Annotated in this window: 33 protein-coding genes and 1 pseudogene; 32 read left to right on the top strand and 2 right to left on the bottom strand. The window is 58.7% G+C overall.

Features of this window, described 5'->3' with window-relative positions; translation table 11 throughout:
• The first annotated feature begins 65 nt into the window (after nt 1-65).
• The 24 genes and pseudogenes from AC1M7R_RS20805 (at nt 66) to AC1M7R_RS20690 (ending at nt 17790) form a co-directional block, all read left to right on the top strand.
• On the top strand, nt 66-527 hold the full coding sequence (locus AC1M7R_RS20805) for a head completion/stabilization protein (RefSeq protein WP_490609882.1): 462 nt from the start codon (nt 66-68) through the stop codon (nt 525-527).
• A complete protein-coding gene (locus AC1M7R_RS20800) occupies nt 527-739 on the top strand; it encodes a tail protein X (protein WP_003199765.1) in 213 nt (70 codons plus the stop codon). Before AC1M7R_RS20805 ends, AC1M7R_RS20800 begins: the two co-directional genes overlap by 1 nt.
• Nucleotides 740-784: 45 nt before the next feature.
• Nucleotides 785-1108: a phage holin, lambda family gene (locus AC1M7R_RS20795; protein WP_003183304.1), complete on the top strand. Its 324-nt coding sequence runs from the start codon at nt 785-787 to the stop codon at nt 1106-1108.
• Nucleotides 1105-1947, top strand: a complete 843-nt coding sequence (locus tag AC1M7R_RS20790; protein WP_490609881.1) for an N-acetylmuramidase domain-containing protein — start codon at nt 1105-1107, stop codon at nt 1945-1947. The genes AC1M7R_RS20795 and AC1M7R_RS20790 overlap by 4 nt, the downstream gene beginning before the upstream one ends.
• Complete coding sequence (locus tag AC1M7R_RS20785; RefSeq protein ID WP_047230279.1) at nt 1944-2150, top strand: hypothetical protein; 207 nt, start codon at nt 1944-1946, stop codon at nt 2148-2150. The genes AC1M7R_RS20790 and AC1M7R_RS20785 overlap by 4 nt, the downstream gene beginning before the upstream one ends.
• Nucleotides 2147-2590, top strand: a complete 444-nt coding sequence (gene lysB / locus AC1M7R_RS20780; protein WP_339490604.1) for an Rz-like lysis system protein LysB — start codon at nt 2147-2149, stop codon at nt 2588-2590. The genes AC1M7R_RS20785 and lysB overlap by 4 nt, the downstream gene beginning before the upstream one ends.
• Nucleotides 2502-2690, top strand: a pseudogene (lysC, locus tag AC1M7R_RS20775) (Rz1-like lysis system protein LysC); the annotation flags it as partial. The gene lysB and the pseudogene lysC, both read left to right, overlap by 89 nt.
• Nucleotides 2687-3163 (top strand): phage tail protein, encoded by a 477-nt coding sequence (locus AC1M7R_RS20770; protein ID WP_490609880.1) that lies wholly within the window; start codon nt 2687-2689, stop codon nt 3161-3163. The pseudogene lysC and the gene AC1M7R_RS20770, both read left to right, overlap by 4 nt.
• Nucleotides 3160-3630, top strand: coding sequence for a phage virion morphogenesis protein (locus AC1M7R_RS20765; RefSeq protein ID WP_490610492.1), 471 nt, complete (start codon nt 3160-3162; stop codon nt 3628-3630). The genes AC1M7R_RS20770 and AC1M7R_RS20765 overlap by 4 nt, the downstream gene beginning before the upstream one ends.
• Nucleotides 3631-3720: 90 nt before the next feature.
• Entirely contained in the window at nt 3721-4449 is a 729-nt protein-coding gene (locus tag AC1M7R_RS20760) for a DUF4145 domain-containing protein (protein WP_490609879.1), read from the top strand.
• Nucleotides 4450-4518: 69 nt separating this feature from the next.
• A complete protein-coding gene (locus AC1M7R_RS20755) occupies nt 4519-5091 on the top strand; it encodes a phage baseplate assembly protein V (protein WP_490609878.1) in 573 nt (190 codons plus the stop codon).
• A complete protein-coding gene (locus tag AC1M7R_RS20750; protein ID WP_490609877.1) occupies nt 5088-5432 on the top strand; it encodes a GPW/gp25 family protein in 345 nt (114 codons plus the stop codon). Before AC1M7R_RS20755 ends, AC1M7R_RS20750 begins: the two co-directional genes overlap by 4 nt.
• Nucleotides 5429-6340 (top strand): baseplate J/gp47 family protein, encoded by a 912-nt coding sequence (locus tag AC1M7R_RS20745; protein ID WP_490609876.1) that lies wholly within the window; start codon nt 5429-5431, stop codon nt 6338-6340. Before AC1M7R_RS20750 ends, AC1M7R_RS20745 begins: the two co-directional genes overlap by 4 nt.
• Nucleotides 6340-6957, top strand: coding sequence for a phage tail protein I (locus AC1M7R_RS20740; RefSeq protein WP_208667021.1), 618 nt, complete (start codon nt 6340-6342; stop codon nt 6955-6957). The genes AC1M7R_RS20745 and AC1M7R_RS20740 overlap by 1 nt, the downstream gene beginning before the upstream one ends.
• Entirely contained in the window at nt 6954-8912 is a 1959-nt protein-coding gene (locus tag AC1M7R_RS20735) for a phage tail protein (RefSeq protein ID WP_490609875.1), read from the top strand. Before AC1M7R_RS20740 ends, AC1M7R_RS20735 begins: the two co-directional genes overlap by 4 nt.
• An 8-nt stretch (nt 8913-8920) precedes the next feature.
• On the top strand, nt 8921-9340 hold the full coding sequence (locus AC1M7R_RS20730; RefSeq protein WP_490609874.1) for a phage tail protein: 420 nt from the start codon (nt 8921-8923) through the stop codon (nt 9338-9340).
• Between the two features lie 130 nt (nt 9341-9470).
• Nucleotides 9471-10640, top strand: coding sequence for a phage tail sheath protein (locus AC1M7R_RS20725; RefSeq protein ID WP_490609873.1), 1170 nt, complete (start codon nt 9471-9473; stop codon nt 10638-10640).
• 57 nt (nt 10641-10697) lie between these two features.
• Nucleotides 10698-11213: a phage major tail tube protein gene (locus tag AC1M7R_RS20720; RefSeq protein ID WP_003199739.1), complete on the top strand. Its 516-nt coding sequence runs from the start codon at nt 10698-10700 to the stop codon at nt 11211-11213.
• A 50-nt stretch (nt 11214-11263) separates the two neighbouring features.
• Nucleotides 11264-11593, top strand: a complete 330-nt coding sequence (locus tag AC1M7R_RS20715; RefSeq protein ID WP_490609872.1) for a phage tail assembly protein — start codon at nt 11264-11266, stop codon at nt 11591-11593.
• Nucleotides 11594-11601: 8 nt separating this feature from the next.
• Entirely contained in the window at nt 11602-11721 is a 120-nt protein-coding gene (locus AC1M7R_RS20710) for a GpE family phage tail protein (protein WP_003183333.1), read from the top strand.
• A complete protein-coding gene (locus tag AC1M7R_RS20705) occupies nt 11711-14656 on the top strand; it encodes a phage tail tape measure protein (protein ID WP_490609871.1) in 2946 nt (981 codons plus the stop codon). Before AC1M7R_RS20710 ends, AC1M7R_RS20705 begins: the two co-directional genes overlap by 11 nt.
• Before the next feature lie 6 nt (nt 14657-14662).
• Nucleotides 14663-15103 carry a phage tail protein gene (locus tag AC1M7R_RS20700; protein ID WP_145132730.1) on the top strand — a complete coding sequence of 147 codons (441 nt, stop codon included), beginning with the start codon at nt 14663-14665 and terminating at the stop codon, nt 15101-15103.
• Nucleotides 15100-16359 (top strand): phage late control D family protein, encoded by a 1260-nt coding sequence (locus tag AC1M7R_RS20695; protein ID WP_490609870.1) that lies wholly within the window; start codon nt 15100-15102, stop codon nt 16357-16359. Before AC1M7R_RS20700 ends, AC1M7R_RS20695 begins: the two co-directional genes overlap by 4 nt.
• Before the next feature lie 54 nt (nt 16360-16413).
• Nucleotides 16414-17790, top strand: a complete 1377-nt coding sequence (locus tag AC1M7R_RS20690; RefSeq protein ID WP_003199728.1) for a hypothetical protein — start codon at nt 16414-16416, stop codon at nt 17788-17790.
• Nucleotides 17791-18134: 344 nt separating this feature from the next.
• Here the strand turns inward: AC1M7R_RS20690 and AC1M7R_RS20685 are convergent, their stop codons facing one another.
• Entirely contained in the window at nt 18135-18479 is a 345-nt protein-coding gene (locus AC1M7R_RS20685) for a DUF2511 domain-containing protein (RefSeq protein WP_003199726.1), read from the bottom strand.
• Between the two features lie 11 nt (nt 18480-18490).
• The gene (locus AC1M7R_RS20680; RefSeq protein ID WP_003199725.1) at nt 18491-18811 is read right to left on the bottom strand and encodes a helix-turn-helix domain-containing protein; all 321 of its coding nucleotides are present in this window, start codon (nt 18809-18811) and stop codon (nt 18491-18493) included.
• A gap of 84 nt (nt 18812-18895) precedes the next feature.
• Between AC1M7R_RS20680 and AC1M7R_RS20675 the strand changes: the two genes are divergently transcribed.
• The 8 genes from AC1M7R_RS20675 (at nt 18896) to AC1M7R_RS20640 (ending at nt 24355) form a co-directional block, all read left to right on the top strand.
• Nucleotides 18896-19108 (top strand): DNA-binding protein, encoded by a 213-nt coding sequence (locus AC1M7R_RS20675; protein ID WP_027912655.1) that lies wholly within the window; start codon nt 18896-18898, stop codon nt 19106-19108.
• 29 nt (nt 19109-19137) lie between these two features.
• Complete coding sequence (locus tag AC1M7R_RS20670) at nt 19138-19611, top strand: YmfL family putative regulatory protein (protein ID WP_490609869.1); 474 nt, start codon at nt 19138-19140, stop codon at nt 19609-19611.
• Complete coding sequence (locus AC1M7R_RS20665) at nt 19608-19898, top strand: Ogr/Delta-like zinc finger protein (protein WP_003183346.1); 291 nt, start codon at nt 19608-19610, stop codon at nt 19896-19898. The genes AC1M7R_RS20670 and AC1M7R_RS20665 overlap by 4 nt, the downstream gene beginning before the upstream one ends.
• Complete coding sequence (locus AC1M7R_RS20660) at nt 19895-20266, top strand: hypothetical protein (RefSeq protein ID WP_025569534.1); 372 nt, start codon at nt 19895-19897, stop codon at nt 20264-20266. The genes AC1M7R_RS20665 and AC1M7R_RS20660 overlap by 4 nt, the downstream gene beginning before the upstream one ends.
• A 75-nt stretch (nt 20267-20341) precedes the next feature.
• Nucleotides 20342-20575, top strand: coding sequence for a hypothetical protein (locus tag AC1M7R_RS20655; RefSeq protein ID WP_305389114.1), 234 nt, complete (start codon nt 20342-20344; stop codon nt 20573-20575).
• Nucleotides 20576-20581: 6 nt separating this feature from the next.
• Nucleotides 20582-23434 carry a toprim domain-containing protein gene (locus AC1M7R_RS20650; RefSeq protein ID WP_490609868.1) on the top strand — a complete coding sequence of 951 codons (2853 nt, stop codon included), beginning with the start codon at nt 20582-20584 and terminating at the stop codon, nt 23432-23434.
• 58 nt (nt 23435-23492) lie between these two features.
• Nucleotides 23493-23831: a DUF7673 family protein gene (locus AC1M7R_RS20645; RefSeq protein ID WP_490609867.1), complete on the top strand. Its 339-nt coding sequence runs from the start codon at nt 23493-23495 to the stop codon at nt 23829-23831.
• 260 nt (nt 23832-24091) lie between these two features.
• Nucleotides 24092-24355, top strand: a complete 264-nt coding sequence (locus AC1M7R_RS20640; RefSeq protein ID WP_305483096.1) for a hypothetical protein — start codon at nt 24092-24094, stop codon at nt 24353-24355.
• The last annotated feature ends 45 nt before the right edge of the window (nt 24356-24400 follow it).

Below are 24400 nucleotides of genomic sequence, written 5' to 3'. Positions count from 1 at the left end.
GGCCAGGCCGCTCCTCCTGAACGTGAAGCCCCGACCACCGGCGACATATTTTTGAGTGCTGTTCCATGAGCGGATTTGTAGCCAGCGGCCCCGTCGCCAGCGGCCATATCAACACCGACGCCTTCTGGCCCTCGATCGATCTGGATCAGTTGCGCGCCACGCTGAGGATCGACGCCAGCGTCACCGCCCCGCGCCTTGAAACCGCCGCCGTTGCAGCCGCCATCAGCGTTAACCGCGAACTGAGCGGATGGCGCGTCACCCAGCAAGCCGCAGGCTATGCCGAACTGGCAGACGTTCCCGGCGAAAAAATCAACGACGTGCCCGTCCTGGTGCACCTCTACCGCCGCGCCATCGAAGCCGCCACCGGCGCCGAGGTGTGTGAGCGCTATCGCTCCTACGACAGCACCAACAGCGGCAACCAGAACGCCGAAGACCTCACGCCCAACATCGACGACTACCGCCGCGATTTGCGCTGGGCCGTGCGTGACTTCCTCGGCATCAACCGCACCACAGTGGAGCTGATCTGATGCCTGTCACCGTCCGCGCCTTTCAAAATGACACCGTTGACGCCCTGTGCTGGCGTCACTACGGCCGCACCGCCGGGGTGACTGAAGCGGTACTCGAAGCCAACCCCGGTCTGGCCGACTACGGGCCGATCCTGCCCCAAGGCCTGGCTGTGCAAATGCCAGAAGCTCAGACGGCAGCCCCACAGCGGCAGATGGTGAACCTATGGGACTGACCATCCTGCAGCGAGCCCACGAACCCACCAACCCTGGATTACGGAATGAAGCGCATGCCTGAACGTCCCGACACCTGGGCCTGGCTCGCCGCCTGGCTCGAACAGAACTGGCCTGCCCTTTATGCGGGGATCCTGGCTCTGACCATCGCCGCCCTACGGATCATGTACGGCGGCGGCACCTTGCGGCGGATGGCTGTCGAGGCCCCCCTTTGCGGTGCCCTGGCACTGGCCGCCAGTCATGGCCTGGCGCTACTCGGTATCCCCGCCTCAACCGCACCGTTCTTCGGTGGGGTAATCGGTTTGCTTGGGGTCGAGGGGACTCGCGCCGCTGCCAAGAAATTTTTCACCCGCAAGGTAGAACAGCTATGACGACGCTTCGCCACGGTGACCGCTCGCAAGCGGTGCGCATCCTGCAAAAGAACCTGAACGACCACAGCGCCAGGCTGGTGGTGGACGGCGAGTATGGCGATTCCACCGAGGCCGCCGTGCGGGCGTATCAGTTGAAAGTCGGTTTGGTCGCCGATGGCGTTGCCGGCGAAAAGACCCAGGCCAGCCTGGCCGGCGGTGACTGTCAGCTCCTGTTGAAAAACGTAGATCTGGTAAAGGCCGCGCGGATCCTCGACGTACCGCTGGCAAGCGTCTATGCCGTCAACGAGGTTGAATCCAAGGGCAAGGGCTTCCTGGCGAATGGTAAGCCGGTGATTCTATTCGAGCGGCACATCATGTACCGCCAGCTCGCGACGCCGCGCCACGAAGGCGACAACCCCGACGAACTCAAGCGCCACGCCGACCAGTTGGCCGCCGCCAATCCGGCCATCGTCAACCCGAAGTCCGGCGGCTATGCCGGCGGCACTGCTGAGCATCAACGCCTGGGCCATGCGCGCCTGATCGACGACACCGCCGCGCTGGAATCCGCTTCCTGGGGCGCGTTCCAGATCATGGGCTTTCACTGGCAGCGTCTGGGCTATGCCAGCGTGCAAGCGCTGGTCGAGGACATGAGTGCAGGCGAATCTCAGCAGTTCGCCGCCTTCGTGCGTTTCATCCAGACCGACTCGGCGCTGCAAAAGGCCTTGAAAGGCCGTAAATGGGCCGAATTCGCCAAGCTCTACAACGGCCCGGATTACCAGCGGAATCTGTACGACATCAAGCTCCAGCGCGCCTATGAGCGGCACGCTGAGTGCGGATGCGGCCAGGCGGTGGCGGCATGATCGATCTGGAGGCGGTGCGCAAACTGGACGTCCAAGACGGCAACCTGTTGGTGGTGCCGGAAAATACCGAGCAAGCCGATATGGAGCTGCTGTGCGAAGCCCTTGCCTACATGACACCCGGTTGCCGGGTAGTCATCGTGCGAGGTCCGGTGGAGCTGATGGACGTCGGCGACATGAACAAACTGGGCTGGTACCGCGCATGAGTACCCTGCGCCAGGCGCTGTACGGCATCGCCTTGCTGGGCGCCCTGGCACTGCTCATCTGGGGCCAGGAACAACGCATCACCGTGGCCGAGAAGAACACCGAACTGGCGGGGAAGGACATCAAAATCGCCCGCGATGAAGCTGACAGGCTACGCGCCAATCTCAGCACCCTGCAAAACACCCTGAACGACGAGCGCATCGCCCAGGCTGCCCTGCGAACCCAACAGGATCAGCTGCGCCAGGGCCTGGCAAAGCGCGAGCAAACCATCGAGGCGCTGAAACGTGAAAACGAAGACCTTCGCAACTGGGCTGACCAGCCTTTGCCTGAGCTTGCTCGCCGGCTGCGCGAGCGCCCCGCCCTCACCGGCGCCGACGCTTATCGTCAGTGGTTGTCCGGCCGTGGTGCCCTGCACCCTGCCGGCGACAAGCCCACTCAATAACGGCGATCAGCTCACCGACCAGGACCGCATCGAAGCCGCATGGGCTGAATGCGCGGGCCAGGTAGACATGGTATTCAACCATCAACAGGCGGCCCCATGAACAAACCCGAAAACCTGCGCGCCCATCTGCTGAGCACAGTGGCCGAACTCAAGCACAACCCCGACCGGCTGCTGATCTTCATCGACAACGGCAAAATCCGCTGCACCGCGGCTGCCTCGCTGTCGTTCGAATACAGCTTTGATTTACAGGTCATCCTCACTGAGTTCGCCGGTCACCCCGACAGCGTCATGTTGCCACTGCTGGGCTGGTTGAGCGTGAACCAGTCCGAGCTGTTGGAGAACCTGAACAAATCCGCCGAGGGCATTCAGTTCGAGGCAGACATCCTGGACAACAGCAAGGTGGACCTGAGCCTGACACTGCCGCTGACCGAGCGTGTGGTTGTGGGGAAAGACGCCGACGGCAATACCACCATCCACCATCCTGGTGAACCTAAGCAGGTGGCCGCATTCCTTGACCCGGCGTGGATACCTGGTGCCCAAGGCACCGGCAGTGAATGGGTCGTGTCGAAGTGACCAACCGATTGGAAACACTGGAGGATTGGGCGGCCGGTCTTCTGGGGCAAATTGAACCGGCATCACGCAACAAACTCGCCCGCAGCATCGGCCAGGCCCTGCGGCGCAGCCAGCAACAGCGGATCATCGCCCAGCGCAACCCGGACGGCAGCAAATACGCGCCGCGAAAGCAGCGCAACCTGCGGGGGAAACAAGGACGGGTGAAGCGAAAGGTGCAGATGTTTCAGAAGCTGCGCACGGCAAGTCTTTTGAAGGTTCAGGGCGATGGAAATGCTATCAGCGTAGGGTTTACGGGACGAATCGCACGAATTGCCCGCGTCCACCAGTACGGACTGAAAGATCGCGCTGAACGTGGGGCGCCTGATGTGAAATATGAGCAGAGGGAGGTACTTGGCTTTACCGATGCAGAACTAGAGCTCATTCGGGACCAGATGCTCGCTTACCTCACCAACGTCACGAAGCTGTGATTTTCGATAGGTTTCCATTCCAACTCGATAAGAGGTAAAAGCTTAATTCAGAAGCTAAAAATAGGGATGCCCCATAGGAGCCGCTGCTTCATGACTGAAACTTTTAAAGCACATTGCCCTCGTTGTGACGGTGAAAGGACCTGCTTTATCCGGGGGGCTTTTGATCAGTCATGGACGTGGGAAGAAGGTCCCCACTACCATCACGGGCAAAACGACTACAAAATAGCTCAGTGCTGCGGATGTGAAGAAGTGTTTTTCCTTAAAAGCAGTTGGGACTCGGAAGAATGGGACATTGAGTATGACCCAGCAACTAGACAAGAAATGCTTGTTAACCCTACCACTACCATCACCTATCCTGCACCGGAGAAGAAAAGCGCTAAACCGGATTGGGTTTGGGACATTTCGAAGATTGATCCACAACTTCACCAGATTCTGGACGAAATGTACCTAGCGTATGAGCACGGTTCGTTAATCCTGGCCTCTGTTGGTTTGAGGACAGCGTTCGACCGCACCACTGAAGTGCTTAAAATCGACCCAGAATTGACGTTGAAAGAAAAGGTAACGCTACTACTCAATGAGGGATACATAGGCGAGACCGAATCTAAAACACTTGGGGTAGTTACGGATGCGGGTAGCGCAGCCGCACACCGTGCATGGACTCCTACGCACAATGAATTTCATACATTGCTAACTACACTCGAACATTTCATTCAGCGCACGGTAGTTAGTGGCAAATCGGCTTTGGATATCGCAGATAGCATCCCCAAGCGACCTGCGAAAAAACCGAAGCCCCAGCCAAAACCCAACGAGCGTCCCTAGGTTTGTAGGGCCTCACTACACAACTCTTCGAAGCTGCACTCCCGCACGCGTGGCGCCACCATCGGCGCCATGAACGACTTAGCCACCCTCGCCCGCCTGATAGAAAACCTCATCCGCTTCGGCACCATCGCTGCCGTCCAGATGCAGCCCCCGCGTGTGCAGGTCAAAACCGGAACGCTGACCACTGCCTGGCTGCCGTGGATCGCCCTGCGGGCCGGCGCCGACCGAGAGTGGAACCCACCGACCGTCAATGAGCAGGTTCTGCTGTTCAGCCCCTCGGGCCAACTCGGCAACGGTGTCGCCTTGACCGGGCTTTTCAGCGACCAGATCCCCGCCAACGGCGACCGCGAGGGCCTACACCGAGTCACCTACCGCGACGGCACGGTGATCGAGTACGACAGCGTCGCTCACCACCTCAACGCCACGCTCACCGATGGCGGCACCACCAACCTGGTCAGCACTGGCGGTATCAACATCGTCGGCAACATCACGCACCAGGGCGATTACACCCAGACCGGCAACCAGAACGTCACCGGTAAGGTCACCGTCTCGGTAGATGTGGTGGCCGCCGGCATCAGCCTGGTGAAGCACCTGCACGGTGACGTCATGCCTGGCAGCGGCAAGACGGGGAAACCGGAATGAATCGACACACCGGCGCCGCCATCACCACCGTGGAGAGCATCGCCCAATCCATGAGCGACGTCCTCAGCACGCGCATAGGTACCCGGGTGATGCGGCGCGAATACGGCAGCCTGTTGCCCGAGCTGGTGGACCACCCTTTCAACGATGTCACCCGCTTGCAGGTGTACGCGGCCACCGTCATGGCGCTGATGCGCTGGGAGCCGCGTATCAGCCTAAGCCGCGTGCAGTTCCAGGGCGCCACGCTGCAAGGTCAATCCTCGTTGGATATCGAGGGCAGCATCGTCGATAGCAACGAGCCGTTGAGTCTGAGCGTACCGCTGAACTTGGGGGGTAGCGCATGAACTCATTTGTCGCGATTGACTTGGGCCAGCTCCCCGCGCCCGAGGTCGTTGAGCAGGTCGATTACGAGCAGATCCTCGCCGAGCGCAAGGCCTACGCCATCGGCCTCTGGCCGGTCGAGGAACAAGCCGAGATCGCCGCACGGCTTGAGCTGGAATCTGAGCCCTTGACCAAACTGCTCCAGGAGAACGCCTACCGCGAGACGGTATGGCGCCAACGCGTCAATGAGGCGTCCGTCGCCAACATGCTTGCCCTGGCAAAGGGCAGCGATCTGGAGAACCTGGCCGGTAACTTCAACGTCAAGCGCCTGGTCATCCAGGCCGCCAAGCCCTCGGCCGTGCCGCCGGTTCCGTTGCTTATGGAAAGCGACGACAGCCTGCGGGAGCGGGCTCAAATGGCATGGGAAGGCCTCAGCACCGCCGGCCCGCGTAACAGTTACATCTTTCATGCGCGCTCTGCTGACGGCCAGGTGGCCGACGCCACTGCCGAGAGTCCCGCCCCGGCCGAGGCGGTGGTGACTGTGCAATCGATCCTGGGTGACGGCACCGCCTCGCCCACGCTGCTGGCAAAGGTCAATGCCTACCTCAGCGACGACGACCGCCGCCCTGTCGCGGATCGGCTCACCGTGCAAAGCGCCCAGGTCATCAACTACCAGGTCAAGGCCAAGCTGTTTCTTTCGACGTCCGGCCCTGAGAGCGAGTTGATTCTCGCGGCGGCCAATGCGCAGTTGCTGGCTTTCGTGCACCAACGGCGCCGCCTGGGCTTGGAGGTTTCGGAATCCATTATCCACGCCTCGCTGCACGTCGAGGGTGTGCGCAAGGTCGTGCTGGAGAACTGGGCAGACATCGTTGCCACGAAGTACCAGGCCCCGTATTGCACGGCCGTCGATTTGGCGTTGGGGGCCGAATGATGGCAGACGCGCCCCTTCTTCCAAGCAATTCGACGCCATTGGAGCGTCAAGCGGCGCAGGCGCTGGCCCAGATCCAGCGTGTGCCGATTCCGTTGCGCACGCTGTACAACCCCGACCTATGCCCACTGCCCCTTTTGCCCTATCTGGCCTGGGCCTTCTCCGTGGATCGCTGGGACAGCAAATGGACCGAAGCGGCCAAGCGCGCCGCCATCCGTAGCGCGTACTACATCCACTCGCGCAAAGGCACCATCGGGTCACTGCGCCGAGTGGTTGAACCGCTCGGCTATCTGATTGAAATCATCGAATGGTGGCAGACCGTTCCGGTCGGCCCTCGGGCCACCTTCAGGCTCAAGGTCGGCGTACTGGACACCGGTATCACCGAAGAGATGTACCAGGAACTCACCTGGCTGATCGACGATGCCAGACCCCTAACACGCCATCTCACCGGGCTCGCCATCAGCCTGGAAACCACCGGTTCAGTTCATATCGGCGCCTGCATCACCGAAGGCGACGAGATTGATATCTATCCACCCACACAGCGAGACATCGAGGTCACGGGCTATATCCACCAGGGCGGCCGTGAACACCAGATCGACACCATGGACATCTACCCATGACAGACCAAAACAGCCAGTTTTTCGCCATCCTCACCGCCGTCGGCAAGGCCAAACAGGCCAACGCGGACGCCCTGGGCATCCCATGGACATTCGCGCAGATGGGCGTCGGCGATGCCAACGGCACAGAGCCTATGCCCAACGAGCAGCAGACACAATTGATCAACGAGCGCCGACGTGCCCCGCTGAATCAGCTCAAGGTTGACCCAGCCAACCCGAACATCATCATTGCCGAACAGGTCATCCCCGAAAACGTCGGCGGCTGGTGGATTCGTGAGGTGGGCCTGTACGACGCCGCCGGTGATCTGGTGGCCGTGGCTAACTGCGCGCCGAGCTTCAAGCCGTTATTGACCCAGGGTTCAGGCCGCACACAAGTCGTGCGGATGAACCTGATCGTCAGCAACACGGCGAATGTCGAATTGAAGATTGATCCCTCAGTTGTTTTGGCGACACGTCAGTACGTTGATTCCAAGATTCTTGAGGAACTGTACAAGCTCGACAGCAAGCAATCGGTGCGAGTGGCCACCACGGCGAACATCGCATTGACCGGGTTGCAGATTGTTGATGGCGTAACATTGCTTGCAGGGGACCGGGTTTTGGTGAAGAACCAGACGGCCGCCAAGGACAATGGTATCTACGTCGCTGGCAGCGCGGCGTGGCAGCGTGCTCCGGATGCTGACAGTAACGCCGAAGTGACGTCAGCAATGATTTTGTCAGTCGAGCAAGGCGCAACATTGGCCGACACCCGATGGCAGTTGGTCACAGATGGGACAATTGTCCTGGGAACCACAGCGCTAGCGTTTCAAAACATCACCCAGGGCTTTGCGCCCATCAACTCGCCTGCACTGATTAACCCTACGGCAAATACGCCGCCGCTGTTCGACAATACGAAGTCAGTCGCGACGACTGAATACGTCATGCGCTCCATGGGCAATTATCGTGGCTTCACCAGTTTGACGTCGGCGACCACTTTGACAGCGGCGGCGGTTGGGACGCTGGTTTCAACCATCGGGGCGTTTACTCTGACATTACCAGCCGCAAGCAGCTTGCCATCCGGCGGTTCGATTCACTTTCGCAACATTGGCGGCGGCATTGTGACTGTGGCCTGTGTGGGCGCTGATTTGATCAACGCAGGCAATTTCAACCAGCCCAACAACATTGCCCTTCAACCGGGTTCAACCCTGGTGCTGACCAGCAATGGCGCGACTGCTTGGTGGGCTGCGGGATCGGCACAACTCCAGTACTCCAAGGTTTTTGGAGATACCCCCACGCAATTTGACAACAGCAAGCTATTGGCAACCGCCGAGTTTGTGCAACGTGAAAAGGGCAGTTATGCCAACAGCGCGGGGATTGCGGGAGGCAATGTCATCTTAACGGCGGCGCACGTCGGCACACGAATCGAGATGTCCGCAAACGGTACGCTGACATTGCCGAAGGCAAATACGCTGCCCAAGGGGTCGTCAATTCTGATTACGACTTCAAGCGCAGTCGATGCGGCCAGGTTGGCGCTGTTGGCTGGTGACTCACTGGCTATCAATAACGTTTCCGTCGCGACGCCTTACACCATGTCCATGGGGTCGGACATCTTGCTGGTGGCGGACGGTGAAAAGTGGCGGGCCCACGCCAGCCTTGAGTGTCTACGATCGTCTCCAATGTTTGCGGCTATTTTTGGCGCTAACGGCCACCAAGTTTTGCCCAGTGGCTGGATATTTAAAATAGGGCATGCATCAACGGATACCGCGTCAGGAACAGTGCCAGTAACGTTCCCCGTCGCATTTCCTACAGCCTGTATGTATGTGGGAGCTATGTATGCTGGGGCTAGCGCGGCGCCTAATCCAAGTCTTTGTCAGTGCTCACAGCCGACCCGTACAGGTTTTACGGGCTTCATAACCAACGTGACTGGCAACAATTCCGCTGTGACTGTTGGTGGTTACAACTGGCTAGCCATCGGCTATTGAGGGTATCTATGTTCGCTAAATGGGTTGAAGAAGATGGTCGATTTGCCTTCGAATTGACTGATAACGGAGGCATTGAAATATCTGATGAGGATCACGCAGCACTTTTTGAGCCGCGCCAGGTGGTCAAGATCATTGGCCGGGGGGTTGATGGCCGACCGGAGTTGCAGGATCCGCCACAGCCGACGGCAGATGAACTCGCCGCCATTGAGCGGGCCTGGCGAGATAATCAGCTTTCACTTACTGACGGCGTTGTAACGCGTCACCGTGACGAGCTGGAAGATGGTTCAGAGACCACGCTGACAGCAACCCAATACACTGAGCTGCAAACGTATCGGCGTTTACTGCGCGGATGGCCTGAATCGGGGGAGTTTCCGCTAAAGGAACATCGACCGGTAGCTCCGGCCTGGCTGGAGATACAGGTCCAATAAAACCCTCAATCAGGAAGTATTGGTTTTCTGCGTCCTGTACCTCTACCGCTTACAAGCTCGTGCGCTCGCCCAACCGGCGCGCGCGCGGCAGCCTGTGCACTGTCATCCCAATCACTGCGCAGGCAAACCCATGGCCGATTATCTCCACGGCGTGCGGGTCATCGAACTCAACGACGGCACCCGCCCCATTCGCACCATCCCCACCGCTGTTATCGGCATGGTCTGCACGGCCGACGACGCTGATGCCACCGTTTTCCCATTCGACACACCGGTCCTGCTGACCAACGTTCAAACCGCCATCGGCAAGGCCGGCACCACAGGCACCCTGGCGAAGAGCCTTCAGGCCATCGCCGACCAGACTAAGCCCTACACCATCGTCGTGCGGGTGAAGGAAGGCGAGACCGAGGCGGAAACCACCAGCGCCCTGATCGGCACCACCACGGCCGAGGGTAAGTACACCGGTTTGAAGGCCCTGCTCGCCGCCAAGGCCCGCGTCGGCATGGTGCCGCGCATCCTCGGTGTGCCAGGCCTCGACAGCCTGCCGGTCGCCACCGCCCTGGTCACCATCGCGCAGCAGTTGCGCGGCTTCGCTTACGTGAGCGCCTGGGGCTGCAAAACCAAGGAAGAGGTGGTCGCCTACCGTGACAACTTCGGCGCCCGCGAAGCAATGGTCATCTGGCCGGAGTTCCAGAACTGGAGCACCGTCACCAACGCGACGGTCACAGCCTCGGCCGTGGCCCGGGCATTGGGTCTGCGCGCCAAGATCGATCAGGACGTGGGCTGGCACAAGACGCTGTCCAACGTCGCGGTCAACGGCGTCACCGGCATCAGCGCCGACGTGTTCTGGGATCTGCAAAACCCCGCCACGGACGCCAACTACCTCAACAGCAACGAGGTCACCACACTCATCAATGAAGGCGGCTTTCGCTTCTGGGGCAGCCGCACCACCAGCGAAGACCCGCTGTTCGCCTTCGAGAACTACACCCGTACCGCGCAGATCCTGGCCGACACCATGGCCGAGGCGCACATGTGGGCTGTGGACAAGCCGCTGCATGCGTCCCTGGTGCGCGACATCATCGAAGGGGTAAACGCGAAGTTCCGCGAGATGGTCGCGGCGGGTTACCTGATCGGCGGCCAGTGCTGGTACCCGGAGGACGCCAACGACAAGGACACGCTCAAGGCCGGCAAGTTGTTCCTGGATTACGACTACACGCCGGTGCCACCGCTGGAAGATCTCACGCTACGGCAGCGCATTACCGACCGCTACCTGATCGACTTCGCCAGCAAGATCAACAGCTAAACCGGGCCTCCCCGCAAGGGGAGCTGACCCTGTGCCCGAGCAACGGAGAACCCCGCCATGGCTATGCCCCGCAAACTCAAGAACCTCAACCTGTTCAACGACGCCAACAGCTATCTCGGCGTGGTCAAGAGCGCCACCCTGCCCCCGCTCGGCCGCAAGATGGAAGGCTATCGCGGCGGCGGCATGAACGGCCCAGTCAAGGCCGATCTCGGCTTCTCGGATGATGGCATTCAGTTCGAATGGAAGACCGGCGGCCTGGATCTGATCGCCCTCAAACAGTTCGGCGCCGTCAACGCCTCGGGCGTCGCGTTGCGCTTCACCGGCTCTTTCCAGCAGGACGATACCGCCGAGATCAGCGCCGTGGAGGTGGTGATGCGCGGCCGGCACGAGACCATCGAAATGGGTGATGCGCAGCCGGGTGAAGACACTGAGCACAGCATCACCACCACCTGCACCTACTACAAACTGATCGTCGATAACGAAGAAATCATCGAAATCGACCTGCTCAATTTCATCGAAATCGTCGATGGCGTGGACATGCTGGCAGAGCAGCGCAAAGCCCTCGGCATCTGACCACTCTCGCCCTGAACCAGGGCGGTTAACCCTGCAATCTGGAGCCACATATGAAACCTGAAGACACCCTTGAAGCCCTGCCGCCCGTTGACGACAACACCGTCACCCTGGACACCCCAATCACCCGAGGGAAGACCGTCATCGACAGCATCACCCTGCGCAAACCGCAATCCGGAGAACTGCGCGGCGTGCACCTGGTTGATCTGCTGAACATGGACGTGGCCACCCTCATCAAGATTCTGCCGCGCATCAGCGCACCAGGCATCACCGCGCCTGAAGCCGCCAGCATGGACCCGGCCGACCTGCTCGCCTGTGGCAGCAAGATCTCTGGTTTTTTGTTGCAGAAGTCGGTGAAGACGGACGCGTCCCTCGTTGCGTAGAAGACGCCATGGCCGATCTGGCCGTGGTTTTCCATTGGGCACCGGCTGACATGGACCAGCTGGGCCTGCAAGAGCTGATGGAGTGGCGCGAGCGCGCCCGGGTACGGAGTTCCACCGATGGCGAATGACTTAAAACTTCAGGTGTTGCTCAACGCCATCGACAAGGCGAGCGGCCCCCTGAAGGCCATCAACAACGGCAGCATCGGTGCCGCCCGCGCCCTCAAGGAAGCCCGCGACCGTCTCAAGGAACTCAACACCCAACAGAAGGATGTCAGCGCCTGGCGCACCCAGCGCGCTGCCGCCGAGCAAACCGAGCAAGCCCTCGTCGCCGCCCGCGACAAAGTACGGGCGCTTTCCCAGCAGTTCGCGGCCACCGGTGCGCCGACCAAGGCGATGACCAAGGACTTTCGGGCAGCCGTTCGCGAAGCGCAGAAACTCAAGGAACAACATCAACAACAGGGCGAACAGCTCCAGGCCCTGCGCAGCAAACTTCAAGGCGCCGGCATCAGCACCAAGAACCTCAGCAGTCACGAACGCCAGCTGCGCGAGCAAATCAGCGCCACCAACGCCAGCATCAGCGAACAGGGCAAACGCCTGGTCGCGTTGAATGCTCAGCAAAAGCGCCTTGCCATCGAGCGCGCCAAGCTGGAGAAAACCCAGAACCTCGCCGGCAACATGGCAATGAACGGAGCCGCCGGCCTGGGTGTGGGATATGCCGCGAGTCGGCCGGTGGCTAATGCCATCGGTGCCTTTGCGCCGAACGAAGACTCGGCCACGCAACTCAAGGTTTCGATGATGGACGACACCGGCAAGGTGTCTGAAGACTTCCAGAAAATCACCGACCTGGCGACCAAGCTGGGCGACCGCCTACCTGGTACCACGGCCGACTTTCAAGAAATGATGACCATGCTGCGGCGCCAAGGCCTCAGCGCCAAGAGCATTCTCGGTGGCACCGGCGAAGCGGCCGCGTACCTGGGCGTTCAGTTGCAGATGCCCGTAACAGCCGCGGCTGAATTTGCCGCAAAGATGCAAGACGCCACCCGAACGTCCGAAAAGGACATGATGGGGCTGATGGACATCATCCAGCGTGGGTTCTACTCCGGCGTAGACCCGACCAACATGCTCCAGGGTTTCAGCAAGATCGCACCGGTCATGGACACCATCAAGAAATCGGGCATCGACGCTGCTGCCGAGCTGGCCCCGCTGCTGATCATGATGGACCAGGCGGGCATGGAAGGCGGTGCCGCAGGTAACGCCTACCGGAAGATCTTCCAGGCTGGCCTGGACAAGGACGGGATCAAGGACGTCAACAAGATCATGGAGCTGGAAGGCAAAAACATCCGCTTCAAGTTCACCGACGACAAAGGCAACTTCGCCGGCCTGGAAAACCTATTCGCCCAGGTTGAAAAACTGAAGTCCCTGAACGACGAGGACCGCACGTCCACGATTAAGCTGCTGTTCGGCGACGACTCCGAAACCATGACCACCTTGAACACCATGATGAACAAGGGGATCGCGGGCTATCGGGAGGTGCAACAGAAACTGCAAAACCAAGCCGATTTGCGCAAGCGGGTGAACGAACAGCTCGCCACCCTCACCAACGTCATGGAGGCCGCAGAGGGCAGCTTCACTAACGCCCTGGCCGAGTTTGGCGCCGCTGTTGCGCCCGAACTGAAACAAATCATCAGCACCCTCGGGGAGGTTGCCAACAGCATCGGCGCCTGGGCTCGGGAGAACCCACGATTGGCCGGCGGCCTGGTCAAGGTCGTAGCGGCTGTGGCCGGCCTGGCCTTCGTGTTTGGTGGCCTGGCTTTGACGATGGCGAGCCTTCTCGGCCCATTCGCCATGGTGCGGTACGGCATGGGCATGTTTGGCATTCGCTTGGGCATTGTTAAGGCCCAGTTGATCGGCACGCGCATCGCAGCAGCAGGCGCCGGTGCCAACATCGGCAGGCTTGGAAAAGTCTGGCGGTCCCTGGTAGCAACTCGCTCGGCGGGTGGTTTGCTCAGTGCGTTACCCGCTTTCGTCAGCAGCGCCCGCCTGGCTGCCGCCAGCGTGCTGCCGATGCTCGGCGGCGCGATCAGTGCGGTCGGTACCGCCATCATGGCGACGCCCATCGGCTGGCTGCTGGCGGCCATTGCTGCTCTGGTTGCTGCTGGCGTGCTGGTCTACAAATATTGGAACCCGATCAAGGGCTTCTTCCTCGGCTTCTGGCAAGGCCTGGTCGGGGCCTTGCAACCGGTACTCGATAGTTTCGCCGGGCTCGGCCAATCGCTGCTGAACCTGGGCCAGGCCGTCATGACGCTGCCAGGTGTCGGCGCGGCCATGGAGCTTCTGGGCAGCATCGCACGCCCCCTGTTCAGTCTGATATCAGATGGCGTCAGCAGCCTGATCACCTGGTTCGGCCAGCTACTTGCGCCCGTCGAAGACGTCGGTGGCGCCGCTCAGTCAATGGGCGAACGCTTCGGTGCCGTCATCGGCAATATGCTGAGCCTTTTGTTAGGCCTGCCTGCACAGTTCGCTGAACTGGGTACGCAGATGATTCAAGGCCTGGCAAATGGCATCACCAACAGCCTGACCGTAGCCAAGGAGGCCATCACCGGGGCAGGCGATGCGGTGATTGGTTGGTTCAAGGAAAAGCTCGACATCCACAGCCCCTCCCGTGTGTTCGCAGAGCTGGGCGGCTTCACCATGGCCGGCCTGGCCCAGGGGCTTGAGGGCAGTCAAAACGGGCCGCTGAGCGCCATGACCAGCCTGAGCAAACAACTCACGGCAGCCGGCACACTGGCCCTCGGCGCAACCGCCATGCCGCTGGCCGCCATGCCGTTGCCGCAATTCCCGGTCGGGGCGGCCGCTGCCTCTTCGTTGTCGATCGATGATCGGGCGCCCATCAGCCCTACCCCGGCGCCGGTTCATGACAGCCACGACACCTACGAAATCAACATCCACACCACGCCAGGCATGGACGCCCAGGCGATCAGCCGCGCCGTACGAGCCGAGCTGGCGCGCATCGCCAGCGAAAAGGCCGCCCGCCAGCGCAGCAAACTGTCAGATCTGGAGTAACCCACCATGATGCTTGCCTTGGGCATGTTCGTGTTCAGCCTGTCCACCGCCGCTTATCAGGAGCTGCAACGCCAAACCGAATGGCGACATGCGAGCAACAGCCGCGTCGGCGCCGCTCCGGCTCGGCAGTTTGTTGGGCGCGGTGACGACACCATCACCCTGCCCGGCGTCATCCTGCCAGAGCTGGCCGGCAGCGCCTTGAGCCTCGACGCCCTCCGCCTGATGGCAAACACCGGCAGGGCATGGCCGATGGTCGAAGGCAGCGGCCGGATCTACGGCCTGTGGATTATCGATGGCCTGAGCGAAACCAAAACGCTGTTCTTCCGTGACGGCACGCCTCGGCGTATTGAATTCACGATCAACCTCAAGCGCATCGATGACGACCGGATCGATCTGCTCGGCGCCGGTACCAGCGCAGGTGTCAACATCTTGAGGGCGCTGCTTTGATTGAGGCAGCCCTGTCCAAGGTGACCGGCTACGTCGAAGGCCTGGCCGAGCGCTACCGCCGCGACGCGGCCTACCCGGTACCGGCGTTTCGTATCACGGTCGATGGCAACGACATCGCCCAGTTGATCAGCCCCCGGCTGATGAGCCTGGAGCTGACCGACAATCGCGGGATCGAGGCCGACCAGCTCAGCATCACCCTCAGCGACCACGACGGGCTGCTGGCGATCCCGCCCAAAGGCGCGATCATCCGACTGTGGCTGGGTTGGAGCGATACAGGCCTGGTGGACAAAGGCACCTACACCGTCGATGAAACCGAACACAGCGGCGCGCCGGACGTATTGAGCATCCGCGCCCGCTCGGCGGACCTTCGCAAAGGCCTGAAGACCAAGCGCGAGCGCAGCTGGAGCAACACCACCCTCGGCGATGTTCTGGGCGATATCGCCCTGGGCAACGGCCTCACCGCCACCATCGCCGGCGCCCTGGACGGATTGCCCATTCTTCAGCTGGACCAGGCCAACGAATCCGACGCCAACCTGATCAGCCGCGTCGGGGAAGAGTTCGACGCGGTGGTCACCGTCAAGGCCGGCTGCCTGCTGTGCCTGCCGGCGGGCGGCGGCAAGACGGCCACCGGCGCCGAGCTGCCGCATATCACCCTCACCCGCGTCGATGGCGACCAACACCGCTATCTGCAAGCTGACCGCGACAGCTACGACGGTGTCCGCGCCTATTTCTACGACGTGAACAGTGCGAAGAAACAGGAGGCCATCGCCGGCGGTGGTGAAAACCTCAAAGACCTACGCCACACCTTCAGCGACCGCCAGTCCGCCCTGCGCGCTGCCCGGGCGGAATTCAACCGCCTGCAACGTGGCAGCGCGACGCTCAGCTATACCCTCGCCCGGGGTCGTCCTGACCTCATTCCCGAACTGACCTACACGCTCCAGGGCGTGAAGCCAGAGATTGACGAGATCATCTGGTACGGCGGCAACGTGCAGCACACCCTCAGCCCGGATAACGGATACACCGTCAGCCTGGAGCTGGAAAGCAAGCTGCCCGAGGATACGGTTGAGGGGCTGGCTGAGGAAAATCAAGGGAATTACACAGGGATCATCGCGTACTACCGCGACAAGAAAACCGGGAAGGAGAAGACGGTGACTGCGGGGGATCAGAGCAAGCCGAAGCGGTTGCGGTGGCTGTATGCTTCAGAGAAGACGGCGAAGCGGGCAGTTGATCGAGAGTGGAATCGTATGCGAGGGTAGCGATTCGATATCACTCTGCTATCTTCTGATGCAGAATTCAAGAGAATTACCCCTATGACAGATCATTCAGTAGAAGAATTAGACAACAAGCTATCTGCATTAGATAACTTAATGCCAAAACTCGACCCAATTGGAAACGCTTTTTGGAAGACCACCGCAACCTTCCAAACATTATTAGAAGCTACAACTTCCACATCAACCACTGTCAAAACAAATAGCACCGTAAGACGTTTTACCCCTACAGGCCTATTCTATCTTGACTCTATAGACTTCTATGCAGAAAACAACGAAAAGCTATCTTCAAATTTAACCGTAACCATCAAACCAATTGGAGCTCCGCCCTACAAACTAAGACTTTCCCTTGTAGACAAATCAGTATTTGCGTATGGATACGTAAGAAAATTTTGTGAATGGTTTGAAATATCAACCGATTCGATTATATACAAACCCACACTTAAAAAAATCTCAGTTTTTGGATGCGATTCCACTCTACTCTCCGAATACGCCAACGACATCCAACAATTACTAGACTTAAAAAGGAGCATAAGCGCGTTCAAAGAAACAGCCAAATCAGAATATCAGGACATACTTTCCGAGACAGAAAAACTAACAGAGGAATCGCTCAACCTCACCAACTCCATAAGCCTAACAAAAGAAGAACTGGCTAATCTCGACGCAGAACAACTCCTAATTAAATCCGCACTTGAAAATAGCAACAAAGAACTTACAAGACTCAACCTATCCGTTCTAAATGCGGAAAACAATCTTACCAACGCAACCAACAACACAGCCCAACTAAAAGAAAGCGCAGAGAACTTAAACAAACAGATTTCAAACTTAAACGCTGACCTAGCAAAACTAACAAACGATAAAAACCTAATATCCGATGAGTATGGCCCCTACGTGAAAGAGGGTAACACCCAAGCTAAAATTTATTTATCCCTAATAACGCTCCCGCTATTAGCTATTATTTTTTCTGTTTATCAAGTTTACGTTGGGGCCAGTAACCTCCTAACCGCACAATACACTTCCTTCATTGATGTTTTAGCCGCTTTCATTTTAAGAATTCCATTTGCAGCAATTTTCGCACTGGCAATTATTTATAGCTGGAAGCTCGCACTAGCAATGATTCAAAAAGTTTTCAAGATTCATAGCGACCGGTTAACACTTGCTAAGCTTTTGGTAGTAGCTAGGGAAACCGTGCACTCTTCCGCTAAAAATCTAGACATAACAGACCACGAAAAATTTCAGGAACAAACCGCCCTTAAAATTGAGGTATTAAAAAGCCATATGGCTCGTGATCTCAATGAAGGCTTTTCTTACAAACCCGTACCTAAACAGAAACAACCCGTAAAAGAAGCTTCAGCGGAGGCTTCGCCAGAAGCAGTTAATGATGAGTTTGTACCACGGGATGTAAAGGGCCCTGCTTAACACGACGAGTCAGCATAGTCGTAAGAAAACCCGGCTCATGGCCGGGTTAATTTTATTTGGGGGTAAGCAGTACATTGAGAAAGCGAATTAAGTCCTTCTGACTAACCTCGTCGAGAAGTCTGAAAAGCTGAACAAACGTCCGTTCACGCTCATTCAGTTCAGACCATTCAATTACTTCAGACTGATCGACATCTACCTTTTTCATTACCGACATGTGTCACTCCATTCAACACGTTCGGGCGCCCGATACCTACATCGGTACCAACCAAGGCGCCCGGGGAGTGAGCAATTTTCAGCATGTTTGGTTGTGTCATCAGCCTACGGGAAAAAATTTTCATTACAAATTACGCACCGCCGCAGAGCGCCTGGGCACGTTGGACGATATTGCTGTAGTCCATCTTGATGGATGGCATCGTAGGATTGGGTTTGGTGATGTCCTGGCCGTCCGACCAACCGCGATCTTTTGCCTGACTCCGTGCACTCCCGCTCAATGCGTAGACGGTCCCATCCGACGTCCGGGCCAACGCCTTAGGCGACGGTCCAAAGCACAACAGGTCAACGCTATCGACCGTAAACGGCCAAGCGTCTCCATAGTCTTTGCTCGAAACCTTCTGGGTCTTTTCCTTGGCACCGCAGACACCCGAAGCGAGTATTGCCAGCACCGCTACTGATAACGTCATCCTTTTCATGTCCCAACTCCTTATTTTTTCAATGTAAAAGCCCTGAGAAGGCGCATCACCGCGCCCTTGTCCTCATCGTCCAGGCTGCGCACGTGCATCACGATTTCTAAGTCATCGTCGGACAGCTGATCTTCACCCACAGATGAGCGCTGGCCGGTCACCACGTAAAGGACGTCTACCCCTTGTTCAGCAACTGCTGCCAGGTAACTGGCATCCGGGCTGCGCTCGCCCTTCTCATAGTTGTACTGACTGTTTTTTGAGGCGCCAGCCTTCGCCGCGAACTCGGTCTGATTGAAGCCCAAGCGCTCGCGCTCTTGTTTTAGGCGATCACCAATTCCCACAAACGTCTCCACGACGAATTGACATTCCCACAATCATGGGAAATACTTCGCCTGTCATCACACGAAATCACACGAAACGAGACTATGCCGAACGCATACCCCACGGAGCAAGCTTGCCGAAAGGCACGTGAGCGCCTCGCGCATCAAGGCCTCTCTGCCAAAGACTGGGCCGACCAGCACAACTTGACCCCGTCCACGGTGTACGCCGTGTTGAACGGACAGAAGAAATGTCTGCGGGGCGAGTCCCACCGCGCTGCGGTGTTGCTCGGTATCAAAGACGGCGTCGTCACAAATTAGACCCGTTGGCTCAGGTAGGAAACCAGAAGATGAAACGCTCAGTTCTAGCCAACCGCAAAGACGTAGTCAGCGCCGTCATTGCCGCTTACCCCGGGGGCCGGCATTACGCCGCAGCTGACCTTGGGATGCCGATCAAGAAGTTTGATAACCAGGCCTATGAGAACGCTGGGAGCCGGCCACTGAGCGATGAACATATCCATCGCCTCGAGCAAGTTGCGGGTACGTCATATCTCGCGGATTACATTACCGGCATGTATGGCGGCATGTTTGTGCCCGTCGCGGTGCCTGGAACGCTGGATAACGTCGAGCTGTACAACCGCTCCGTAAGAGCTGCCGCCAAGCGTGGGTTGGTTGACCAGATCATTGCCCAGGCCCTGGACGACGGTGTCATTGAGCAGGGTGAGGCCGAAGTCATTGTTTCCGCCCTGATGAAGTACATGTCAGCCCGCTACGCCGAAGTGCTGGCGACCATTCAACTGCACGGTCGGGGGTTCGCTGAGTGAGCACCTACAAACTTGTCTGCCCTCACTGCCTCGGCCGCATGCGTATCCGCACCAGCGAAGGCACGCACATCTTCCTGCGGGTGGCCTACCTCCAATGCACCAACGAGGCCTGCGGCTGGTCGGTGCGGGCTGAGTTCGAAATGACTCATGAAATGAGCCCCAGCGGTATGGCTAACCCCTCCGTCAAGTTGCCCATCGCCGACATTGCCCTGCGCCGTGCTGCGATGAAGTCCGCCAATGATCAACCCGACCTGCTCGACCAAATGGAAATGGAGTGTGCGCAATGAACCATGAAGAGCTTGACCACGACTACCGCAGCAGCATGCAACGGGCGGCGTTTGCCTACTTGCAACGGCACGAAGCGCAGCACCTGGTGGAATCAGATCTGTTGTACGAAAACTGCGTTCGGCACATGACCACCGCGCTGGAAGTGCCGGTGTTCATGGCACAGAAGCTGGTGCACAACGCTTGGACTGAATTGCAAGTCATCAACCAGCGCAAGTGGATCGGCGTGGACTGGGGCAACAGCCCAGGCAGCACGGTCGTCCACCTGATCGATACCCGGGCCGACCTTCGGTATCCGGTTCCGGCAAGGCTGCTGCCGCAAACCCTGCTCGCCCAGCGCGATGACGCGCTGAAGCAACACCCTCAGTAATCCCCGTTTAAACAACCTGCCCTGCCCCGCTTCCCGTGGGTTTGGGTGAGCTTTGCCCGAAATCCGAGGTGGACCATGCAAATCGACGTCGCCATCACCGCAAAACTGCCCCGCGAAGAGGCCGAGGCGCTGCTCCAAGCACTACGGAGTCAGTACGCCCAGCAGTTCAACGAGCATTGGTACGACGACCGTTTTCGCCGGATCCCCGAGGGTTTGCGGCATGGCTCGTTGCTAGCGGCCTTCCCGGTGATGGCCGCGCAAAAACGCCTGATTGGCGCCCTTAAATACAGTCTCGGCGAAGTGAAGTAAGACCCGATGAATAAGCGACTCGACATTTCCCATGGCTCAAAAACTTATGTACGTAAGCCCATGGAACACAAGCTGCGCGCTGATGTGCTTCAGCGCCTTGAGTCCGATTACGGCCTGCAACACATGGTCGGTACGAATTACATGCGCAAGGGCACTTGCCCTCAGTGCAACCAGAAGCGCTTGTTTTCTCGCCATGATGAACCCTGGTTTATTCGCTGCGGCCGTGAGGACAAGTGCCGATACCAGGCCCCAGTCAAGGAGCTTTACCCCGACCTTTTTGACGACTGGAGCAAGCGAGCGCCAGCCACCAACGATGAGCCAACAGCTACCGCAAAGGCATACCTCACCTTTGCTCGCGGCTTTCGGCTGGAACTGATTGAGGGCTGGTACACCCAGGAAAGTTATTTTGACCGCGACCTGAATATTGGCTCGGCCACGGTGAGATTCCCCCTGGAGCATGGTGGGTACTGGGAGCGCTTGATCGATCAGCCCTCACGCTTCGGCAAGAAGAAGGCTCGCTTCCAACCCAAGCAAAGCTACAAGGGCTACTGGTGGTGTCCACCTTGTATCGATGTACTCCAGGTTGATGAACTGTGGATCGTCGAGGGCATTTTCGATGCCATCGCGCTCATTCATAACGGCATTTCCGCTGTTGCAGCGTTGTCCTCCAACGCTTTTCCTGAGGAATCGTTGAAGGCCTTGATAGCGGACTGTGGGGGGAAGCCGCCGAAGTTGGTCTGGGCCCTGGATAACGAGCCTGGCGCGCAGAAGTACACTAAATCGTGGGTCAGGCAGGCTCGCGAGCTGGGCTTCGTCTGCGAGGCCGCGCAGATCCCACAACCAGATGCTCGAAAGGTCGATTGGAACGATCTGCATCAACGCTGGGCGTTTCTGGACGGTGACGAGGCACGTGCCCAGCGGATCGACAAAGACCTCAAAGAAGCCAAGCACCAGGGCGCGCTGCTGATCGCCGAGAGCGCCACCGATAAAGCATTGCTCATGTACCAGTGGCGGGAACGGGAGGAGTTTCACTTCTGTTTCGACTCCCGCTTGTACTGGTGGAAGTTGGATATTTCCAAGTTCAACAGCGCCAAACAGGCGCTCGATGACAGCGACAAAAAAGAAGACCAACTACTCAACGAAAAGGCCATTCGCGAAAAGGCACTGCGCATGTCTGGCTGCGTGGTCGAGATCGCGAATTGCTACCCCAAGGCACTGTATTTCCAGCGCAACGAGATAACCGACGAGTCCTGGTATTTCTTCCGCGTCGATTTCCCACACGACGGCGGCTCCGTGAAAAACACCTTCACCGGCGGCCAGGTCGCTGCTGCCAGTGAGTTCAAGAAAAGGCTTCTTGGCATGGGCGCCGGGGCGGTATTCACCGGCAGTGGACAGCAGCTGGACAAGATCATGAAAGACCAACTGTTTGGCATTAAAACCGTCCAGACCATCGACTACGTCGGCTACAGCCGGGAATACGGCTGCTACGTGTTCAACGATGTGGCCGTTCGCGAAGGGCAACTGATCACAATCAACGAAGAAGAGTTTTTCGAGATGGGCAAGCTGAAACTCAAGAGCTTGCAGAAAGGAGTCAAGATCCAACTCACCAAGGACGCGAAGAACTATGACCCGCGCTGGCTGGATCTGCTCTGGCAATGCTTCGGTACCCAGGGCATCGTCGCTCTGACGTTTTGGTTCGGCTCGCTGTTCGCCGAGCAAATTCGTCATCGCTACCAGTCGTTCCCCTTCCTTGAGGCCACCGGTGAAGCCGGTGCCGGTAAGACAACCTTGCTGACGTTGTTATGGAGGCTACTCGGCCGTGATGGGTATGAGGGCTTCGACCCGTCCAAATCCACCAAGGCCGGCCGCAGCCGCTTGATGGGCCAGGTGTCTGGCATGCCTATCGTGTTGCTGGAATCCGACCGTAGTGGTGAGGACAAGGCACACGCCAAAACTTTCGAATGGGATGAGCTGAAGGATTATTACGGCGGCGGCACGCTGGCGACTAAAGGGGTTAAAACCGCCGGCAACGAAACGTATGAGCCGCCATTCCGGGGAACCATTGCCATCAGCCAGAACGCGCCGGTGGTGGCCTCTGAAGCGATCATGACCCGCATCGTCAAACTGCACTTCGTGCGGCCGAACGTGACCCCAGAGAGCCGCGCAGCTGCGGACTCACTCAACGCCTTGGAAGGCGCAACGCTGAGTAACTTCGTGTTGCAGGCCGTGCGCAAAGAAGCCGAGGTGATGGATCTGTTTGCACAGTGCCTGCCCGGCTACGAAGCGAAACTGCGCTGCCTGCACTCGCACTGCTTCGCTTGCGACACTCCTTTCAAAGACGAACAAAGCGACTGCGTACATTGCGGCAACAAGCTGCGCGGCTATATCCGTGTCGAGCGGATCAACAAGAACCACGCCCAATTGCTCGCGTTGCTCGACTGCCTGCGGATGGTGGTTTCGCTCACCGATGCGCAGATCAGCAACACCCGCACCCAGATTATTCGCATGGCGATAGAGCGCCAGGCCTCCATCAGTTCCGATCATCCGGTCGTGGCCGAATTTTGGGAGGTGTACGAGTACCTGGAAGGCCTCGACGCCGATGGGCCCGTGGTCAACCACAGCAAGAAAGACAACATCATCGCCATCAACCTCAACGACTTCGTGAAGTGCGCCGCAGAGCATCGCCAGAAAATTGCCGATGTCAGCGAGCTGCGCGAGCGGCTGAAGGACTCCCGCTCTCGAAAGCTGATCGACATCAACAAAGCGACGGATAGCGCGGTGCGGGCTCACCAGGCCAAGCACAGCAACGCGGTCATCACCAAGCAGCCCATCGTGAAGTGCTGGCACTTCCAGGCCTAATCAATCGACAGCAACACACACCAGGCGCGGCAACGCCTGCCACTCAAGGAGAAGCATCATGCACAACAGAACGCTCAAAGATGCCTTTGACGAGTTGTTCCAGTACCAGGCCGAGCGTCCGGCCATCCGCAAAGCCGGCGTCCAGGCGCTGGTTCGCTTGCTGCCGGTCGCGCAACGCAACACCGGGCAAAGCGGGGTAATCGGGCGTTTTCTGCTCGGGTTGTACAACGGCCCGGCACATCCGTTTGACCTGACCGAGCTGCGCCGTCTCGACGCTGGCCTGTTCGACGACTGCATTGCAGTCCTGCGGCTAGATAACAGCCCCGAGCAAGAGGTTCACACCTATTTCCCCGACGGTGATGAGATCTGGCAGGACCTGCGTAGGGTCTGGGCATGAAGTGGGCACCGAAACGCAACCGAGACGGGCAAGTGCAACAGAACTGTTGGATTACCGATAGCGGCTACACCGTGGCCGAGTGCCGGTTGCCTGAAGCGCGATACCCGATCACTCGCCCAGGCGGCGAACTGCCTTTCGCGTACGCGAAGGACCGGGACGAAGTCATAGCGATCATTAAGCAAGACCAGGCCAGAACGGCCTGAAAAGACGGTGCCGGGGAGCGGCAACTCCCCGACACCTACCACCAAAGGAGAAGCACCATGCAAGTGAATCAAACCCAAGGTAGCGCCGCAGAGGCTACCACAACCCCGTTGGCTATCGGCGACACGGTCAGCTACGTGGCAATCAGTGGCGGCGGTCGTAGCTATCGCTTCAGTGCTCGCAAAGCTGTGATTGAAGAGATCAACGGCGACGTAGCCACATTGCGTAGCGCCAATGGACGCACCACCACCCAGCCGCTGAGCAAGTTGACACCGGACGGCCAGCCCAACGGCCTGACGCGCATGCTCATGGGAGGGCAGTAATTATGTCTGTCAGCCCAGCAAGGACACGGCCAGCCATGGCAAGTC

The sequence above is a fragment of the Pseudomonas sp. MS01C9 genome, from assembly GCF_058202755.1.
The sequence above is the reverse complement of the archived record's forward strand: the minus strand, read 5'-3'. Positions and strand labels throughout refer to the sequence as shown.